Below are 18,951 nucleotides of genomic sequence, written 5' to 3' on the forward strand. Positions count from 1 at the left end.
TCCTGGACGTCTTGCCGGTCTTCGCCGGGGACGAGCGCATCATCACCCGCTTCACTCTGGTGCCAGGCTCTGACTTCGATGTGGACGCCCTCGCGGCCTTGGAGCGCTCCGGTGCCCGCAACATCGCGTGGGAGGACGCCTGCCGCCGTCCGCACGACCTGATCCTGACCGCAAGTCCGAAGGGACCGCTCCGGGTTCTGTCCGGGCCGCTCGTGCTGTTCCCCCATGGCGCGGGTTTCAACAAAACCCTCGCCCATGAGGGTTCCTGGGACCTCCCGTCGGGCCTCGACCCTCGCTTCCTGCTCGACGGCGGCAATCCCTGGGCTGCCCTCCACGCGCTGGCCCACACCAGCCAGTTGGACCGCCTCGCCGAGCACTGTGCGCCGGCCGCCACCAAGGCAGCCGTGGTGGGGGATCCGACGCTGGACAGGATTCTGCGCTCACTCAGCCTTCGGGAGGAGTACCGATCCTCCCTGGGTACCGGCGAGCGTCGCCTCATCGTGCTCACGTCCACCTGGGGCCCGGAGTCGCTACTGGCCCGCAGACCGCGGCTGCCGGCCGCACTCGTCGGCGGACTCCCCCGTGACACCTACCAGTTCGCCCTCGTCCTTCACCCCAACGAGTACAGCAGAACCGGAGCCTTTGATCTCTCCCGGCAGCTCGCGCCCGCTCTGGAGGCAGGCCTCGTCCTGGCCAGGCCCCATGAGGAGTGGGCCGCGCTCCTGGTCGCCTCCGACGCGGTGATCACCGACCACGGTTCCACCGCGCTCTACGCCGCCGCCATCAACCGAACCGTCGTAGGCGCCTACGACGGCGGGAGCGAGCTGATACCTGGCAGCCCCATGGCGAAGATGCTGGCCGCAGTGCCCTTGCTGAGCGAGGCCGCAGCCCTGCCGGACGCGCTACAAGCCGCTACCGCCTCCGGCACCCGCAGATTCGCCGATACCGTCTTCGCACTACGGGGTAGGTCGCTGGTTCGGCTCCGCCATGAGCTCTACCGACTGCTGCGGTTGCGACCACGGAGCGTTCCGATCGAGGCGCTCCCGCTTCCCCATCCGAGTCCGGCTCCGCGTCGGCCCCCGGCGTACGCGGTACGGGCCGAGGTGTCCGGCCACCGGGTCAGTGTCCAACGCTTTCCCGCGTTCACCTCCGTAACAGCGCATCACTTGGCAGTCGAACATCCTGCGGCAGGCCCGAGGCATACGCAGAGCGCGTCCCTGCTCTGGCGCCGAAGTGGGCCCGTTCGTCACGACGCACCGGACGCCGCTGCGACCGGCAGGTGGACTGCGGCCGGCTGGACAGCCCGAGTCCTGGCCGAAGCTCCCGGGTGCCGGACCGCCGCCGCGATCCTCACGCCCGAGCGGTGCCTGGTCAGGCACCGCTCGGCCGGGCTGCTCAGCGTCCACATCGGGGTCTGCCACGCGGATGGCCGGGTTCTCCGGGTGGACCCGGCCGCTGTGCTCTCGGCAGTTCACGCGTGGCTGGCCGACGCTACCGGTCCGACGGCTCAGGCCACGCTGGCCTGCACGGTCGGCCCGATCACCGTCGAAGTCAGGGTGACGCAACCCGACGAGGCCGATCTCGGCTATGAACTCTGATCCGTGGTGAGAGAGCCGCCCAGGCGTTCGACGAGCAGTCGTGCCGCCTCTCGGTACTCCGCTGCTTCAGCGCTCTCCCCGGTCTCGTCCGCCAGACTGGCGAGCTCTTTCAGGATGCGCACCTCATCTGTGGTCGCACCCCGCTCGCGGGCGTGTGCCAACGCCTGCTGAGACAGCGCGGCCGCCTCTGCCGCATGTCCCAAGCACCGCACGGCACGGCCTAGTTCGAAGCCGGTCCGTGCGGTCATCCGCTCTCGCTCCTGCTCGCGGGCCATTCGATGTGCTTCCCTCAGCAGTTCGACCGCCCGTTCGGGCTCGGCCGTGCCCATGGCGGCCCGGCCGAGAAGGTAGGTCTGGAGCAGCACTCCATAGGCGTTCCCGATCGCCGCATGCTCCTGCCTGGAAAGCTCGAAGTCCACGGCTGCGTCGGCCCATTCGCCTTGGACGGACTTCAGCTTTCCGCGGAACTCCACCGCCGAGGCCTTGAGCTTGCGCTCCTGCGGCGAGTCGCCCATGGCCTCGGCCGCGCTCAACGCCTGCCGGAGCTGCTCTGCCGCCTCCTCGTACTGTTCCTGCTCCCACAACGGTCGGGCCAGCTGGCACCGCATCCGGACCATCGCCTGCAGGTGCTCCGATCGGTCGGCGGCGGCAACGCCGGCCTGGAACGCATCCGTGACATCCGCGTAGTGCGGATGGTCAAGGAAGTGCGTCCACAGTGGTTCGCAGAGAGCCCACGCGTGCTCATACAGTCCGAACTCGAAGGCCATCCGGACAGAGCCATACAGGGCGAGCCGGTGGGACTCCATCCACCGCAGGGCTTCCGTCTTGCCGGCGAACTCGACATCGGGCGTGCCGGCGACCGGCGGTTCGACTGCTGCGAAGGTCATCCGCAGGCCGGCCGCCAGGAGGTCGGCTCTGGCAGCTTGCCTGCGGTACCAGCGAATCACCCTCTGACGCGCCTGCGCCGACTGCACTCCGTCAGCGTCGGCCAGGCGGGAGCGGCGGTCGGCGTGTCCGCGCAGCAGGTCATGTATGCGGAAGCCATCGGGCCTGCCCTCCAGCAAGCCGGCCGCCTCCAACTCCTCAAGGGCGTCCTCGGCCTGCATCAGGCCGCCACCCAGAAGTGCGGCAACGGGCAGGGCCGTGATCACCGGAGCAGGGAACTGCGGCAGCAGGCGGTACGTCCGTGCGGCCTCCGGTCCGAGTCCGGAGTACGCCGCATCCCACACCGCCTCCACCATGGGAATGCCCCTCTCGTGCAGCTCCGCAGTGAGGTCGGCAACCAGACGGGTCAGGCTGCGCCGGCGGTACTTGCGAATCCACTGGCCCGCGACCTGGAGTGCGGCGGGCAGCCCGCCGCAGCCCAGGGCCAACTCCGTCACGGCGTCAGGCTCCGCTGTCAGACGCGGGTCGTTCACGATGTGCCGCAGCAGCCGCACCGCGTCGTCCACCTCCAGCGGCATCATCGGCACCTCTACGGTGGCCACCCCGTCGAGGTCGTAGAGCTGGCCTTGACTGGTCACGATCGCCAGGCTCCCTGCGGACGCCGGCAGGAGCGGCAGGGCCTCGTTGCCGTAGCGGGCATTGTCGACGACCACGAGCAGGCGCTTGCGGTGGGTCCGGGTCCAGTACTGCTTCGAGCGGCCCGCGAAGGATCTCTCCAGCCAGTCGGGAGCGACGCCGAGACCGGTCAGAAGCTCCCCGACCGCGTCCGCGACCTCTACCACTCCATCTCGACGCAGGTCGTCGAGGTCGACGTACAGCACCCCGTCGGGAAACCGGTCACTGAGTCGGCGTGCGACGTTGAACCCCATGGCGGTTTTGCCGATCCCGCCGATCCCGGTCAGCGCGACAACCAGCGGCCCGCCATGGCCGGGATGGCTCTGCGCAGCCTGCAGGATGCGGTCCTGCTCAGCCCTGCGGTCCTCGAAGTACGGTAGCTCGGGTGGGAGTTGGAACGGAGCTGGATGCTCGGGAAGGACTGGGGTATGCACATGATGATGCAGCTCGCCGATGTGCCGGGCCTGAAACACCGCCCCCACCTGGGCCTGCCCGCCAACACTGTTGTACGTCTCCTCAGCCACCCTCCAACCCTACGCTTGAGGGGTGGGCATGACAGCTAGGCATCCCAGTCAAGCATCATATTCATGGTCGAGATCGGCCACTGATGGTGCGTCTGAAGTGCCTCGCGGTGAGGAGATCGGCAGAACCCCTGCAACACATCTGACATGGCTCCTAAGGTGGATCCGACGACAGCCAACGCAGGGGGCACATCATGGATCCGATCTCGGCAGCGGCTCTCGCCGCGCTAGCCGGAGGCGTCGGCGGAGAAGCCGGCCGCCAAGCATGGCAGGGTCTGACGGCCCTGGTCCGCCGCCCCTTCAGGCGCGGAAGTGCAGGCGATCTCTCCGCCGACCTGTCAGACATCAGCTCAGGCCACGAGGAGCTGGCAGCACTCGAAGGCGCCCCAGCCGATCCGACCCGGGCACAGGCGCTGGTGACAACGCTGAGCGTGCGGGCCGCCCTTGACGCCGAATTCCGCGGCCTTCTCGCCGACTGGTGGCAGCAGGCCCAATCCATCGACACCACCGGTGAGTTCCACAATCGGATCACCGGAGGCACTCAGAACGGCCCTGTCTTCCAAGGACGGGACTTCTCAAACATCACCTTCACCGTTCCGCCCTCCTCCCCCACTACGAGCTGAGCCACCTAGGGCGTGTCTGACAATTCGCGGCGGATCAGCGCGCGGCGTTGGGCGCCCGGCTGGGCGTGCCGGCGGAGCGCCCTCGTACTGGGTCGTACTTGGGTGCTTCGCCGGTGCGTCCGAGGGGGCACCTCCCGGCCGAAGGCTGGGGGAGGGATGCCCAGCGTCGCGCGCCCGGCGGGAATTGTCAGACACGCCCTAGCAGCGAGGGGCACCAAGCACGGTCTGCGCACCACGTCATCCAGCTGGGCTCGCTGCGTACCCAGCCGACTCGGGTCGGAGTCGGACCTTCGGTCCGACCAGGGACGGGGGTCGGAGAGCGTCGCGGCCGTCGCACGACCTGAGGCAGGGGCGGTACCTGTGCCAAGTGCCGAGCCCCCGGACGAGAGCGCGAGGGCCGCCGGCGAGCGGACCCAGCTCTACACCAGCCGGGGCACCGGCTTCTGGGGGCCGCCCTTCCGGGTCTTCGCAGCGAGCGAGATCACCCTGCTCACGCTGCGCTCGGGCGGTGCGTCGGCAACCGCATAGCGCGCCGGAGGCACCAGAGCCGGCTCCTCCGGCTCCTACTGGAGCTTCCACTGCTGGTTCCAGGCGTTGTTGCAGGTCCAGACGCCGAGGGCCTTGGCGTCCTCGTCGTAGGTCAGGCAGTCCTGGTCGGTGATCCGGATCTGGTACTGGCCGCCGCCCTCGCTGACGAGCTGCCACTTCTGCTCGTCGGCACCGGTCCACGGCTTGGCGTCGGCGAAGTAGGTCGTGGTGTTCTCGGTCAGCGCGAGGCCGGACACGGCGCTGGTGATCTCGTATCGGCCGTTGCCGACCGAGGTGAACTGCCAACCGGAGTTCTTGGCACCGCTGTTGCCGGCGAGGATCGAGGGACCCGAGGCGGACCCGGTGGCAACAGGGCCCCGGCCGGTCTTCACCTTCGGGTAGAGCAGACCTGCGATGGTGCCACCATCACCGCTGCCGCCACCCTGGTGCGCGGGGGTGCCGGGGGTGGGGTTGCCGCCCACGCCGACGCCCGGGACCGTGCCGGGGTTGGCGGGGGTGCCGGGGGTGGGGTTGCCGCCCACACTGACGCCCGGGACCGTGCCGGGGTCGGCGGGGATGCGGGGGGTCGCGGGGGTGCCGGTGTTGGGGTCGCCCCCGCTGGCCGCCGGTATCGTGCGGGCGGGGAAGTGGATGATCCGCTGGCTGTCGACACAGGTGATGCGCAGGCAGGGCCTGGTGTTGGTCACGGTCCGGTCGGAGTCGTTGCCGACGAACGCCCAGTTCACGTAGCCGCCGTCACCGTTGTTGGTGAAGGTCGAGTCACCCGAGAAGACCCAGATGCGGAAGTCGTCGTAACCGGTCGGGCCGCCCTCCGAATCGTGGTGGTCCAGCTTGACGGTGGCGTCGACCAGCACCCCGTTCATGTCCGCCTCGTAGGGGTTGTGGAACACGGGGCCGCTGCTGTAGAGGTCGGTTCCGTCGTACTTGAACACCATGACGTTGAACCCGGGTGCCACAGCGCTCAGTTGACTGGCCATCCCCTGGGTGAACGCGGCGTCGTCGGCCTGCGCGGTGAGGGCCGCGCTGCGGAACCCTCCGATCATGGCACCGATCGAGTTGATCAGAGCCGAGTCGCAGTTGCCACCGCCCACGCTGTCCTGTCCTGAGCAGTCGTAGGCCGACGCCCGCTGCGGCGCGGCCATCAAGCCGGCCACCGCCAGGGCCGACAGGAGGCTGCCGGCGACGACGCGTTGGGTGAGCGTGTTCGTCCGGCGGGAGGAAGCGCGCATGCTGAAGTGCCCCGATCATTCGGCGTGGTGACGTTCGTCTGCGGAGGAGAGACGGCTCTTCGGATGCTAGAGCCGCTCACAGGTTTCACCCAGGTTCCTTGACGGCTCCCTGACGGAGTACCGGAAGATCTCCTTCCGTCGTTGAGCCCCTTGCCTTGGCCGACATCCGTTGGTTGTCAGTGCGGTGGATCGGTTGTTGGAAAGCTCCCTGTGATGCGGGGTCTAGTGGTGCCCGCAACCACAGACTTCTCAGCTGGAGTACCCGCAGCCATGACCACGTTCTTCGACACCCCCGACCTACTGCCCGCTTTTGTCGCCGGCAACTTCTCCCGGGTGGTCGGCGCCGGGGTAGACCCCTTCGAGTACGGCCGGGTGACCGCCGGCCTTGAGTCGCTGTACGACTGGCCCGCCGCCCTGTCGCGCACCGGCTGTGCCCATCTCGCCGCCGGAGAGCGGGCCGAGGCGGCCGGGAACACCCTGTCGGCGGCAGCCTCCTACCGGACCGCCGCGGCCTGGCTGCACTGTGCGACGGTCATGCCGCACCCCGACCGCGAGGCGTTCGTCCAGGCCGAGGCCGCCGCCGACCAGGCGATGCGCCGCTCGCTCGCGCTGCTGGAACCGGAGGCGGTACGGATCGAGGGCCCGGGCTTCGTCGGCTGGCTCCGCCGCCCTGCCGGGGCTGCCCGCCCGCCGATCGCGGTGATCGTCCCCGGCATGGACTCGAGCAAGGAGGAGTTCCACGACGTGGCCGACGCCCTGCTCGGCCGGGGGTTGGCCGTCGCCTCCATCGACGGCCCGGGACAGGGCCTGCTCGCGGCGAGTTCGGCTCCCGAGCCGGACTACGACAAGGTCGTGGGCGCGGTGCTGGACGTCCTCGCCAGGTACCCCGAGCTGGACCACGACCGGACCGCCGTGATCGGGCTGAGCATGGGCGGCTTCTACGCCGCCGTGGCCGCTGCCCGCGAGCCGCGGGTACGGGCGGCCGCCGCGGTGAGCGGCCCCAGCACGCTGGACTGGCAGCAGCTGCCCGCGTTCGTCATCGAGACGCTCACCCAGCGCTGCGGATCCGAGGACTCCGCACGGGAGTTCGCGCGCCGCCTGGACCTGACACCGCTCGCGGGCACGATTGCGGTACCGCTGCTGGTGGTCGACGGAGGCATGGACCGGATCCCAGGCGTCGCCAACGGCGCGTCGCTGGCCGAGGCGGCCCCGTACGGCGAGTACCTGCTCGTCCCGCACGGCGACCACCTGCTCGGCAATGCCCGTGCGGACTGGCTCCCCGCCACCGCGGACTGGCTCGCTGAGCGAGCACAGGACCGCAGGCACCACTGAGCCCCGGGCACGGACACTCTGCGCGGACCGGCGGCGAAGTCGCCGTTCAGCAGCCTCACCCGGTCACGCATCCCGGCGATACCGTAGCCGGTGCCCTCGCCCCGACCGTTCCCGGACCCGCTGTCGACGATCACGACGGACAGGTCGGTCGGCCGGTATGCCACGGAGACCCGGCACTGCTGCGTCCCGGAGTGCTTCACCACGTTGGTGACGGACTCCTGGATGATGCGGAACGCGGAAAGGTCGACCTCCGGCGGCAGCGGCCGCCGCTCGTCGCGCCACTCGACGTCCACCCGGACACCGGCATTGCGGACGTTCTCCACCAGCTTGTCGACATCCTCAAGCCCGGCGAGCGGCTTCCGAGCGCTGCCCGACTCGGCGTCATGGAGGGCGCCGAGCATCCGCCGCAGCCCGGCGAGCGTCTCCCGGCTGGTGTCCTCGATGACGCCGAGCGCTCTGCGGGCGCCCTCCGGTTGGGTCTCGATGACGCGCTTGGCCGCACCGGCCTGGATCGCGACCACACCGATGCTGTGCGCGACCATGTCGTGCAGCTCGCGGGCGATCCGCAGCCGCTCGGCCGTCACCGCCTGCTCGGCGACCCGGGTGCGCATCTGCTCGGTGCTCTCGCGTTCCTGGCGTCGCGAGTTCCCGACCACCCAGGCGACCACGACCATCATCAGGACGACGGCCTCGACCGAGGTGCCCACCCGCAGTCCCACCGCCAACCGCGTGCCGATGTAGCCGAGCAGCCCGGCCAGCGCCAGCCCGGCGGCGAACAGCGAGGTGCGCCGCGCCCGGGCGGCGGCGACAAAGCAGAGGCCGAGGCAGACCGGCAGGTACTGCTCGGGCGCGATGCTGATCGTGTGCAGCGGGCCGTTGGTCAGGGCCAGCGCGCTGAGCACCAGCATCGTCGTCGAGGTCAGCGGCCGGCGGGTCAGCAGCAGGCAGGCGCCGGCCAGTAGGGCCGCCGCGAGCAGCAGCATCGCCTGCTCGCGGCCGCCCATCGCGAACGGCTCGATACGGTCGCTCTTCTCGCCCCACGGCTGCAACTGCTCGCCCGGCCAGCGGATCTGGACGACGAACGAGTACAGCGTGGACACGCACCAGGCGAGCGCCGTCCACCCGCCGGGCGTCACGCGCCGCAGCAACGGCAACGAGTGCGGGGTCGTGGGCATGGGGGGATCGTAGCCGGGTGATCATCCGGGGGGCATCGGACCGCGGGTGTACACCCTGGGTCGGTATGCCCGCCCCAGGGTGTGGACGACGGTCCGATGCCGGTGGGCCACGGTGATCGGCAGTGTTCTCCCCATGACGAACACGACGGACATGACGGACAGGACGAGCACCAGCGGTTGCGAGGAACGGGACGTCGTCGTCCAACTCACGGACGTGCGCAAGGACTTCGGGGACTACGCGGCTCTGGACGGCGTCTCGCTGGAGATCGGCGCGGGCGAGTCGGTCGCCGTGATGGGGCCGTCCGGCTCCGGGAAGTCGACGCTGCTGAACATGGTGTCCGGGCTCGACCGGCCGACCGGCGGTTCCGTCGTCGTCGGCGGGGAGGATCTGACCAAGCTCGGGGAGAAGGGCCTGGCGCTGTTCCGCCGCCGCCGGATCGGCATGATCTTCCAGTTCTTCAACCTGCTGGACGACCTGCCGGCCCTGGACAACATCGCCCTGTCCGGGCAGCTGGTCGGCATGAAGGCCTCGGCCGCCCGCAAGCGCGCCCTGGAGCTGATGGGCGACCTCGGCATCGCCGACCGAAAGAACATCTATCCGGCCTCGCTGTCCGGCGGTGAACGCCAACGGGTGGCCACCGCACGGGCCTTGATGAACCGTCCGGCGCTGCTGCTGGCCGACGAGCCGACCGGCGCGCTGGACAGCCGCTCCGGCGACCAGGTGATGCAGCTGCTCATGGACCTGAACGAGCTGGGCCAGACGCTGCTGATCGTCACGCACGACCCGCGGCTCGCCGCTCGGTGCGCACGCCGGGTCATCGAGGGTCGCGGACGGGCGCATCGCCCGGGACAGCTCGGCGAACTGCGCCATGGCAACGGAGCTCACCCGATGAGCGCCGTCTGGCGGGCCTCGCGCGCGGCGGTGAAGCGGCGCAGGTTCCAGACCTTCATCCTCGGCGTGGTCGTCATGGTGTCCAGCGCGATGGCCATCGCCACGCTGGGCCTGCTGGCGGCCGTGTCGAGCCCCTTCGACCAGGCCTACAACGCCGCGCACGGCGCCCATGTCGTCGCCGAGTTCGACAGCTCGAAGACGACCGCCGCGCAGCTCGCCCAGGCCGCGAACGCCCCCGGCGTCCAGGCCGTCGCCGGTCCCTACCCCGAGGCCGTGCTGCACTCGCCGACGGAGACCGGCGACCATCCGACCGGACTGTCGGGTGCGTTCACCGTCGTGGGGCGCGACCGGCCGGACACCCCGGTCGACACCCTCAAAGTCAGCGCCGGCCGCTGGGCGACCGGTCCCGGCGAGATCGTCATCAACGAGCCGTCGTCCATCGGTCCGATGGCGATCACCTCCGAGCACGAGGTCGTCACACCGGACGGCGTGAAGCTCCAGGTCGTCGGCTACGCCTCCTCGGCCAGCCAGTCCGCGGGCGGCTGGGTCACCCCCGACCAGGCCCAGGCCCTGCACGCGGACTCGCTGCAGATGATGTACCGCTTCAAGGACGCCGGCTCCGACTCGGCGCTGAAGGCTGGCCTGGCCGCCGCCACCATGGGCCTGCCGTCCGACGCCCTGACGGGGACCAGCTCCTACCTGGCCCTCAAGGCGAACCTCGCCTCGGGCCCGAACACCTACGTGCCGTTCCTGACGGTCTTCGGGGTGCTTGGCCTGATCGTCTCGGTCCTGATCGTCGGCAACGTCGTCAGCGGCGCGGTGGTCTCGGGGTTCCGGCACATCGGCGTGCTCAAGGCGCTGGGGTTCACGCCGAACCAGGTGACGGCGGTCTACCTCGCCATGGTCACCTTCCCCGCGGTGATCGGCTGCGTGCTCGGCTCGGTGATCGGCGCTCTCGTCGGCGGGAAGCTGGTGCACCAGGCGTTCTACGGCATCTTCGGCGGCGATCTGGTCATGGACAGTGCGACCGTCCCGGTGTGGGTCTATCCGGTCGTGCTGATCGGGATGCCGGTACTCGTCGCGCTGTCCGCGCTCGTCCCGGCGATGCGCGCCCGCCGGCTGCCCGCCGCCGTCGCCATCAGCGCGGGCGGCGCCCAGCGGACCGGACGCGGACTGGCGGTCCAGCGCGGGCTCGGCGGATCACGCCTGCCGCGCCCGGTGAGCCTGGGCCTGGGCTGGCCGTTCGCCCGGCCGGGTCGCACCGCCCTGACCCTGTCGACCGTCGTGCTCGGCGTCATGACGGTGACGATGGCGCTCGGCATCTCCGCCACGGTCGGCAAGTTCGGGCAGCTGCAGAACCAGACCGACAAGATCCAGGTGAACATCGGCCTCAACGACCCGAAGTGGAATCCTCCCGGCCCGACCCGCTCCGACGACCAGCTCTTCGCGCTGCTGCGCTCGCTGCCCGGCACCGCGCACGTGTACGCCGAGACCGCGCTGGAAACCCGGCTGACGGGCTCGTCGGGGATCGTCCGGGTGGGCGCCGAGAGCGGCGACACGGCGCAGCTGCATCCGGATCTCGTCCGGGGACGCTGGGTCGAGGGAACGAACGAGGTGGTGGTCTCGTCGGCGTTCTGGCACCAGCACCAGGTGTCGCTCGGCGACACGATCACGCTGGACTCGAGCGAGGGGCCGCAACCGGAGAAGGTCGTCGGCGAGAGCACCGAAGGCTGGGACGTGACGACGCTGGACTGGAAGCGGTTCGTCCCGCTCAGCCCGGTCAAGCGCGCCCAGACCTTCGCCGTCCAACTCGCCAAGGGCACCGACCCGCAGGCCTACGCCACCGAGGTCGCGCACGCGGACCGGGGGCTGAACGCGACGGTGAACGACGCGTCCGGCACCATCGAGAAGGTCATCATCAGCGTGGTCTCGACGCTCACCGTGATGCTGATCGTCGTCGCGAGCCTCGGGGTGTTCAACACGGTGCTGCTCAACACCCGCGAGCGGCGCAAGGATCTGGGGATGCTCAAGTCGATCGGCATGACGCCGCGCCAGGTGATCGCCATGGTGGTGACCTCCGTGGTGGCGCTCGGAGCGGTCGGCGGGATCGTCGGCGCCCCGCTCGGGATGCTCGCGCACCGGATCATCATCCCGATCACCGGACATGACACCGGGCTCGATCTGCCCAACTCGCTGATGGACGTGTGGAATTGGCCGACGGTGGTGCTGCTGGCGCTCTCGGGCTCGGTGATCGCCGCCCTGGGGGCCTACCTACCGGCCCGGGGCGCGGCGCGGGCACCCGTGGCGGAGGTGCTGCGGACGGAGTAGCGGGGTCGGGGTGCGGTCAGGGTGCGGTCAGGATGCGGTCGGGGTGCGGTCAGGATGCGGACGCCAGGAGCCGTCGTACCGCCGTCGGCGGGTGGCCCAGGTACTGGCGCATGGTCCGGGTCAGATGGGCCTGGTCGGCGTAACCGAGGTCGGCGGCGAGGGTGCTGAGGCTCTGCTCGCCGGCCTCCAGGCGGTCGAGGGCCCTGCCGATACGGACGCGGTGGCGGTAGCGGGTCACCGACACACCGAGCTCGTGCGGGAACGCCCGGCTCAGCCGGTAGGGAGAGACGCCGAGCAACTCGGCCAGGGAGAACAGCGTGTCCGCGGCCGGGTCTCCTTCGGTGATCGCCTCGCGGGCGGCTGCCACGAGGTCCCGCTGGGCCTGTCGGGCGCCCGCTGCGGCGATCGGTGTCCGGCTGGTTGTGGTCCGGCCGATGGCGGTCGACAGCAGAGCCAGCAGCTCCTCCGATAGCGCGTAGTCGACATCCCCCGACGCGGCAGCGGCGAGGAGGCGGCGGTGGGTCAGGTCCAGGTACGGGTCGACGTAGACCGTCTGCACGGCCGGCCCCGCGATCTCCCCGGCCAGTGAACGCCACAGCTTCGGCGTCACGCTGATCGCCGTGCAGACGTCGCCGCCGGCGGGGTGAGCGAAAGCCTCCTCCTCCCCCGGGGCCCCCACATAGGCCAGCGTCGCGTCGAGGTCGGCGGGCACGCCGGCGGCCCTCCTGCGGAAGCGGCCCCGGCGCACGAGCACCACGCGGTAGTCGTCGCGGACCTCCGGCGCCGACCAGCGAGCGTGGTCGTCGCGGCAGGTCACCGAGCTGATGCCGAAGTCGGGACGGGTGGCGACAGGAACGGCGGTGAGCACCCTGCGAACGCTACGCGGCGGGTCTGACAAGCCGCGCAAGGATGTTCAAGACGGGGGCCTGCCGCCGGGAGCACGCTGGCGAGGTGCGAAGGACCGTTCCCGCACAGACAGGAGACCGACCCATGGCATCCATCCACCGCGACATCCAGATCGATGACTCCCCCGACAACGTCTGGGCCGCCCTTCGGGACTTCGGCGAGGTGCACCGACGCCTGGCGCCGGGCTTCGTCACCGACACCCGCGTCGAGGGCGACATCAGGATCGTGACGTTCGCGAGCGGCATCGTGGTGCACGAGCTGATCGTCGACATCGACGACCAGGCCCGGCGGATCGCCTACGCGGTGGTCGGCGGCGCCCTGGAGCCCAGGCACCACCACGCGTCCATGCAGGTCTTCGCCGACGCCGAGGGCCGCAGTCGCTTCGTCTGGATCACCGACGTGGCACCCGACGACCTCGCCGAGCCCATCGCCGAGATGGTCGACCAGGGGATCCGCGTGATCAAGCGCACGCTGGACCGCGAAGCCACGGCGTGATCAGAGCCGGACGATGACCAGCGCGGTGTCGTCGGTCGCGCCGGAAATCGGCAGGAGGTCGTGCAGGAGGGCGTCGGCGAGGGGTTCCTGCGGGAGCCCGCGATGGCGGCTGAGGGAGTCGGCGAGGCGGGCGAGGCCGGTGTCGATGTCCTCACTGCGGCGTTCGACCAACCCGTCGGTGTAGAGCACGAGGGTGTCGCCTTCACCGAACGCGACGGCTGCCTCCGGACGGGGGACGGGTTCGGGGCGGGCACCGAGTGGGGGATCGGTGGCCTGGTCCAGGAACTCGACGGTGCCGTCGGTGTGCAGCAGCGCGGGCGGGGGATGGCCTGCACTGCTGTATGTGATCCTGTGGGTGTCCCAGTCGATGTGGGTCTCCACCGCCGTGGTGCTCTCGGCGCCGTCGACCGAACGTGCGTACAGGCCGAGAACCTCCAGCGCCTGGGCGGGACCGTCGGCGACGCGTGAGGCCGCGCTCAACGCGCTGCGCAGCAAGCCCATGACGCAGGCGGCCCTGAGGCCGTGGCCCACGACGTCGCCCACGGCGACCCCGATGCGGTCACCGGGCAGGTCGACCAGGTCGTACCAGTCGCCGCACACGTTCAGCGCGCTTACGGCGGGCCGGTAGCGCACGGCGGCCCGGTGGTGGCCGACCGGGCTCGGGGCCGGCAGCATCGCCTCCTGCAGGGCGAGCGCCACCTCACGTTCCCGGGCGTGGGCCTGCCGCAGCCGCTCGTTGACCTCCTGGAGCTCGCGGGCCCGCGTGTAGAGCTCGGCCTCCAGCACCCGACCCCGGCTGCCGTCCGAGCCACCGCGGGCCTTGATGAGCTCGGTCACCTCCTCCACCCGGTTCACGAGCAGGACCACCCGGCCGTCGGTCCCGAGCACGGGAGCGTTCACCGGACTCCAGTACCGCTCCGTCCAGGTGCCCGGCCGCTCCAGGGACTCGACGTCGTAGCGCTGCAGCGCCATGGCGTCGCGCTCCCCGGTCTCCAGCACCCGCATGAGCGACGCGCGCAGATTGCGCACACCGGTCGCCGTGGCGTCGTTCGGGTTGTCGGGGAACACGTCGAAGAGGTACCGGCCGACCAGCTGCTCACGTGTACGGCCCGACACGCGCGCGTACTCCTCGTTGACGTCCACGTACACCAGCTCGGGGGTCAGCAGAGCCACCATGCCGGGCAGCGTCCGAAACACGGCCGCGTAGTCGATGTCCGCGCCTTTCATGCTCCGCCCGCCTCACCGTGCGCCACAACAGTCATGTGGTTCAACGATAGGAGCAGGAGCGGGGAGGCCGCCGGACGAGAGGCGCCGTGGGTGGACGGCTGGATGCCGCTGACCAGCGGAAACAGCACGGCAGGACCACCGCGGGGGGTGGTCCTGCCGGTGGGATGGTGCGTGTGTCAGTGCAGGGCGAGCGAGACGCTCGTCGGGTTGCCCTCAGTGATCGGCGTGGGCGAGTCGTACCAGGTGCCCGCGTTGGTGTAGATCTCGTGCAGCGTGTTGTTCTCGACGGCTTCGATGACACGGTCACCGGTGGGCCGGATCTTGACCGAGAGGCTCTTGATACCAGTGCCGGCGCCGGGGACAACGGCGTCGTGCCAACCGTCCGCTGCCGAGTGGATCTCGTGCAGCACACCGCCCTCGACGGCCTCGATCACCCGCTGTCCGGAGGCGTTGTAGGCGAAGCTCATCGCGGTGGCGTTCGACGCGACACCCTGGATGGCGTTGTCGTGCCAGCCGTCGGGCGCCGAGTAGATCTCATGCAGCACACCACCCTCGATCGCCTCGATCACCCGCCCACCCGACGGACTGAACGAGAAGCTCAACGCGGTGGCATTCGAAGCGACACCCTGAATCGCACCGTCGTGCCAACCACCCGGCGCCGAGTAGATCTCATGCAGCACACCACCCTCGATCGCCTCGATCACCCGCCCACCCGACGGACTGAACGAGAAGCTCAGCGCCGAGACGTTCGCGCCGACGCCGGGGACCATGGCGTCGTGCCAACCGTCCGGCGCCGAGTAGAGCTCGTTCAGCACACCGTAATCAACCGCCTCGATCACCCGCGCACCCGACGGCGTGTAGGCGAAGTCCAGCGTGCTTGCGGATATCGGGAAGTTGAAGGTGGTGATGGCATTGGTGTGCCAGCCCAGGTTGTCGTTGTAGATCTCCGTCAGTTGCCCGTTCTGCACCGTCTCAATCGTGCGGTTCAGCGGTAGCAGGACGCCTACCGGCACAGCCTGTTTCGTGGTCGCCGAACGGCCGTGGTCGTCGGTGACGGTCAGCGTCGCCGTGTACGTCCCCGGCCCCGGGTACGTGTGCGTGAACGGAGCCAATGACAACGGCCCGGAGTTCACCGCCTGCGGCGAGCCGTCACCGAAGTCCAGCACGGACTTGGCAACGGGCCAAGGACTCCCCGCACTCTCGCTGAGCGTCTCCGTGGGCACCGACCAGTCGGTCTGCGATGCCGAGACAGCGGGCGTGATGGGCCCGACCGGCTGGATCATGACCGCGCTGGTGGCTGTCCGGGTGATCAGACCGTCGGTGACGGTGACCGAGAGGGTGTAGGTGCCGGGGCCCGGGAAGGTGTGCGTCAGCTGGGACGAACCGATCGCCGGCGTCACCTTCGGGCTGCCGTCCCCAAAGTCCAGCGTCCCAGTGACCGGCCCCCAACCATTGCCCACCCACACCGCAAGGTCCGCGTCCAGCGGATGCCCAACGACCTGGGTCGATGTCGGGTTGACAGACGCCCCAAGCGGGTTCTGGAACTCGGTTGCCCCGCGGTCGTAGTAGCCCACGCCGGTACCGGTGTTGGCGACCAGCGGGTCGTCGACCCGCGGGTGGCCGTTGATGTCCGTGGCCAGCTCGCCGGGCGCCGTGGCATCGGCCGAGTCAGTCGCTGCAGGCACGGCGCCAGCGTAATTTCGCTTAGCGCTGGCGATGTCGTGATTGCCCTGGCCGGTGGCAGCGGCAAACGCGGCCGGCGACGTGTAAGTGGCGTCGCCCCATGCGTAGTCCACCTTGCCCGGCGCCTGGAACACCACGTTGTAGTCCACCCTGGTCCCGGTGACCGAGGAAGCCGATACCGCCAGATCGGGCTGCGCGAGACACGGGGTGAATAGGGGTACGGCGATGTTGTTCTCGATCGTGGAGTTCGCCGAGCTCCCGGCGAGCACAACAGCAGTACCGCAAATGGCGCTGAACGAGTTGCTGGTCACCACGGTGCCCGGGGCATCGGTGACCGTGACGCCCGCACTTTCACCACTTCCCGGCGGGACGTCCCCGGACTCGATCCGGTTGGTCGTGACGACCGTGCCGGTAACGCCGGCGTCGACCACTACGCCGGAGCCGGCCAGGTTCATGCTGTTGCGGCTGACCGTGGAAGCCGTGGTCCTCCCGGTGAGCCGGATGCCCGGGGGGTAGGGAGCGAGCCCGTCACCGACCGCCGCAAGGCCGTTTCCGTCCACGGTGATCCGGTCGGAGTCCGAGACAAGGACCGCCTCCTGCGGCGCCTGGAGGTCGAGGCCCGTCACCGTGACGTCGTGCACGCCGGAGAACACGAAAGCGTGCAGCCTGGTCAGCTCGGTGATACCGCCGTAGGGGTTGACACCGATCGTGCCCGGCCGAACCGTCTCGTTCGGGCTGCCCTGGAAGGTGATGGGGTGGCCCGGAGTTCCGGAGTGGGTGACGGTGACCTGCTCCGAATAGTAGGTGTTCGGGGCGATCAGCACGGTCTGACCGGGCTGTGCGGCGTTCGCCGCCTCCTGCACAGTGCAGAAAGGCTCCGCCTGCGTACCCGGACCGCCGTTCCAGCAGCCCGCAGCGGAGCCGTTGTTGACGTAAAGCGTGGTCGGATCGGCCTGCGCGACGAACGCCGGCAGCGCCGACCCGAGAATGGCGGAACTGACGATCGCCGCGGCAAGGCCGACATGACGACGTACTGGCACGATTGATCCCCCAAGAACGAGAAAAGCGCTGGTGGTACCCCCAAAGCGGGAGGATGTCCGATCAACCAGTGCCGCGCAAGCCAGTATCCTCAGCCCCGCCCGGCCGCCGCGCCCCGGGTACCAGAACGGCACGATGGCCCCGACCGGGAGGACCGGCCGGGGCCATCGCCGCTATCGACGACGCCGGGAACGCCGGCGACGGGCTCAGCCCTGCAGGTGGCCCAGTACGGATCGCACCGCGCGCTCCACCGCCTGGCGCGCCTCGTCGGTGTGGTCGATCGACTCGAAGCCGTGGTGGCCGAGCGGCACGTCGATCACCTCGACATCGGCCTTGCAGTCGTCGGCGGCGGCCAGGAACTGCTCGACCGTCACCGCGATTTCCGCGACCTCCAGTCCCACGCGGGTCACCACGATCGGCAGCTCCCCCGCACCGCCCACCGCAGCCGCAGGGTGGAACGGGGACTCCCCGAGCCCCCAGCTCGGCGGCGGCGCGAGCACGGGGTAGCTCGCCGCCACACACCGCAGCCACGCCGGGGGCGCCGCGAGCCAGTGCGCCGACAACAGCCCGCCGCCGGAGAAGAACCACAGGGCCACGCGGTCCCCGTCGACGCGCGGATCGGCTCGTGCGAGCTCGACGGCTGCGGCGACGTCCTCGGCGGCGCGCCCGTAGTCGCCCAGACCGTGCAGCCGGTGATCCACCGTCACACCGACCACGCCCAGACTCGCCGCGTACTGGCCGTAGCCGACAAAGGTCGGCCAGTCCCGCGGCTTGGGCTCCAGGTCGGCGGCAAACGGGCCGCCATGCACGAACACCACCGCCGGGCGCGGGCCGTCGGTGTCCGCCGGCAGATAGAGGTCGACCTGTCCCACCCGCTCACGGCGCTGCTCCGGCACGTCCAGCAGGAAGGGCAGCGGCTGTACGGACTGGTCCCGCACGGCTGCGGGCACCCGCTGACCTTCCCCCGCGGCGGCTCGAATCAGTACCTCGGCCAACTCGTCGGGGGCGGAGAGCATCGGCCAGTGGCCGGTCTCAAGCTCGAAGAAGCCCACCCGGGGGTCGGTGAGCGCCTTGTAGCGCGGGTCCCCCATGCGGACCACGATCTTGACCATGGCGATGCTCGACCCGTTGGCCGTGCAGAGGATGCCGGAGGTCGGTATCCGGGCGAGCGCCCCCGACAGCCGCAGCGGCTGGGTGAGCGTACCCAGCGGCTGCGGCGTGGCCAGCCGGACCAGCCGTGCCAGCGCGTCTGCCGGGACGCCGGCGGTACTGCCCCAGAGCGGCCACTCGTCGAGCGACGGCGGGGCGATCCGCCAGCCGAACTCGGCCCGCTGCACCAGCCGTTCGCGCACCGCCGGATCGGGCAGCAGGTCGAGCACCGACTCACCGTCCAGGGGGAGGCCCGAATCCAGGTAGACGATCCGCGCGACCCGGTCCGGGCGCCGATCGGCGGCGCCCAGCACCGGGTGGATGCCGTAGTCGTGGCCGACGATCACCACCTCCGGGGCCTCCAGGTGGTCGATCACCTGCACCAGGTCCTCGATATGCGTCTCCAGTTCCGTGTCCGGTCCCGCCAGGTGGCGGCGGTCGCCCATGCCGGTGAGCGTGACCGCGTGCACCTCGGCTCCCGACTCCCGCAGCCGTGCGGCCACTTCCCGCCATATCCAGCCGCCGGTATAGCTGCCCGACACCAGTACGAACGCCGTCATCGCTGCCTCCTTCTACCGTCTTGTGCGCCTTGCACGCGTTGCCCGCACGATCGGCCCCGCCGAGCCTTCCGCGGTCACCTGACGGT

Annotated in this window: 11 protein-coding genes and 2 pseudogenes; 6 read left to right on the forward strand and 7 right to left on the reverse strand. The window is 70.1% G+C overall.

The features are described from left to right. Positions 1-59 precede the first annotated feature (59 nt). On the forward strand, positions 60-1,598 hold the full coding sequence (locus P3T34_RS19150) for a translation initiation factor 2 (protein ID WP_280667254.1): 1,539 nt from the start codon (positions 60-62) through the stop codon (positions 1,596-1,598). Here P3T34_RS19150 and P3T34_RS19155 read toward each other — a convergent pair. Further along, on the reverse strand, positions 1,586-3,682 hold the full coding sequence (locus P3T34_RS19155; RefSeq protein ID WP_280667255.1) for an NB-ARC domain-containing protein: 2,097 nt from the start codon (positions 3,680-3,682) through the stop codon (positions 1,586-1,588). The genes P3T34_RS19150 and P3T34_RS19155 overlap by 13 nt on opposite strands. A 191-nt stretch (positions 3,683-3,873) precedes the next feature. On the opposite strand from P3T34_RS19155, the gene P3T34_RS19160 reads away from it, so the two are divergent. Beyond that, complete coding sequence (locus tag P3T34_RS19160; protein ID WP_280667256.1) at positions 3,874-4,302, forward strand: hypothetical protein; 429 nt, start codon at positions 3,874-3,876, stop codon at positions 4,300-4,302. A 402-nt stretch (positions 4,303-4,704) separates the two neighbouring features. After that, a pseudogene (locus tag P3T34_RS19165) lies at positions 4,705-4,830 on the forward strand (metallophosphoesterase); the annotation flags it as partial. A 35-nt stretch (positions 4,831-4,865) separates the two neighbouring features. Here the strand turns inward: P3T34_RS19165 and P3T34_RS19170 are convergent. After that, positions 4,866-6,080 carry an RICIN domain-containing protein gene (locus P3T34_RS19170; protein WP_280667257.1) on the reverse strand — a complete coding sequence of 405 codons (1,215 nt, stop codon included), beginning with the start codon at positions 6,078-6,080 and terminating at the stop codon, positions 4,866-4,868. A 270-nt stretch (positions 6,081-6,350) separates the two neighbouring features. Between P3T34_RS19170 and P3T34_RS19175 the strand changes: the two genes are divergently transcribed. After that, positions 6,351-7,412 (forward strand): alpha/beta fold hydrolase, encoded by a 1,062-nt coding sequence (locus P3T34_RS19175; RefSeq protein WP_280667258.1) that lies wholly within the window; start codon positions 6,351-6,353, stop codon positions 7,410-7,412. A gap of 389 nt (positions 7,413-7,801) precedes the next feature. Here P3T34_RS19175 and P3T34_RS39925 read toward each other — a convergent pair. Further along, positions 7,802-8,587: pseudogene (locus P3T34_RS39925) on the reverse strand (histidine kinase dimerization/phosphoacceptor domain-containing protein); the annotation flags it as partial. Positions 8,588-8,720: 133 nt separating this feature from the next. Here P3T34_RS39925 and P3T34_RS39930 point away from each other — a divergent pair. Next, on the forward strand, positions 8,721-11,807 hold the full coding sequence (locus P3T34_RS39930; protein ID WP_348534671.1) for an ATP-binding cassette domain-containing protein: 3,087 nt from the start codon (positions 8,721-8,723) through the stop codon (positions 11,805-11,807). A gap of 49 nt (positions 11,808-11,856) precedes the next feature. Here the strand turns inward: P3T34_RS39930 and P3T34_RS19195 are convergent, their stop codons facing one another. Continuing rightward, a complete protein-coding gene (locus P3T34_RS19195; RefSeq protein ID WP_280667259.1) occupies positions 11,857-12,675 on the reverse strand; it encodes an AraC family transcriptional regulator in 819 nt (272 codons plus the stop codon). A 122-nt stretch (positions 12,676-12,797) separates the two neighbouring features. On the opposite strand from P3T34_RS19195, the gene P3T34_RS19200 reads away from it, so the two are divergent. Then, a complete protein-coding gene (locus P3T34_RS19200) occupies positions 12,798-13,208 on the forward strand; it encodes an SRPBCC family protein (protein WP_280667260.1) in 411 nt (136 codons plus the stop codon). On the opposite strand, the gene P3T34_RS19205 is transcribed toward P3T34_RS19200, so the two are convergent. The 3 genes from P3T34_RS19205 to P3T34_RS19215 all read right to left on the reverse strand — a co-directional run bounded on the left by P3T34_RS19205 (position 13,209) and on the right by P3T34_RS19215 (position 18,865). Beyond that, positions 13,209-14,435 (reverse strand): SpoIIE family protein phosphatase, encoded by a 1,227-nt coding sequence (locus P3T34_RS19205; RefSeq protein ID WP_280667261.1) that lies wholly within the window; start codon positions 14,433-14,435, stop codon positions 13,209-13,211. Between the two features lie 176 nt (positions 14,436-14,611). Further along, complete coding sequence (locus P3T34_RS19210) at positions 14,612-17,290, reverse strand: right-handed parallel beta-helix repeat-containing protein (RefSeq protein WP_280667262.1); 2,679 nt, start codon at positions 17,288-17,290, stop codon at positions 14,612-14,614. A 72-nt stretch (positions 17,291-17,362) separates the two neighbouring features. Beyond that, complete coding sequence (locus P3T34_RS19215; protein ID WP_280667263.1) at positions 17,363-18,865, reverse strand: alpha/beta hydrolase; 1,503 nt, start codon at positions 18,863-18,865, stop codon at positions 17,363-17,365. Positions 18,866-18,951: the final 86 nt, after the last annotated feature.

The organism is Kitasatospora sp. MAP12-44 (assembly GCF_029892095.1).
GTDB lineage: Bacteria > Actinomycetota > Actinomycetes > Streptomycetales > Streptomycetaceae > Kitasatospora.

Bases quoted from the DNA above. Each gene is read 5' to 3' on its own strand.
- P3T34_RS19205 (WP_280667261.1), bottom strand. From the start codon at position 14,435: ATGAAAGGCGCGGACATCGACTACGCGGCCGTGTTTCGGACGCTGCCC.
- P3T34_RS19175 (WP_280667258.1), top strand. From the start codon at position 6,351: ATGACCACGTTCTTCGACACCCCCGACCTACTGCCCGCTTTTGTCGCC.
- P3T34_RS39930 (WP_348534671.1), top strand. From the start codon at position 8,721: ATGACGAACACGACGGACATGACGGACAGGACGAGCACCAGCGGTTGC.
- P3T34_RS19170 (WP_280667257.1), bottom strand. From the start codon at position 6,080: ATGCGCGCTTCCTCCCGCCGGACGAACACGCTCACCCAACGCGTCGTC.
- P3T34_RS19215 (WP_280667263.1), bottom strand. From the start codon at position 18,865: ATGACGGCGTTCGTACTGGTGTCGGGCAGCTATACCGGCGGCTGGATA.
- P3T34_RS19160 (WP_280667256.1), top strand. From the start codon at position 3,874: ATGGATCCGATCTCGGCAGCGGCTCTCGCCGCGCTAGCCGGAGGCGTC.
- P3T34_RS19200 (WP_280667260.1), top strand. From the start codon at position 12,798: ATGGCATCCATCCACCGCGACATCCAGATCGATGACTCCCCCGACAAC.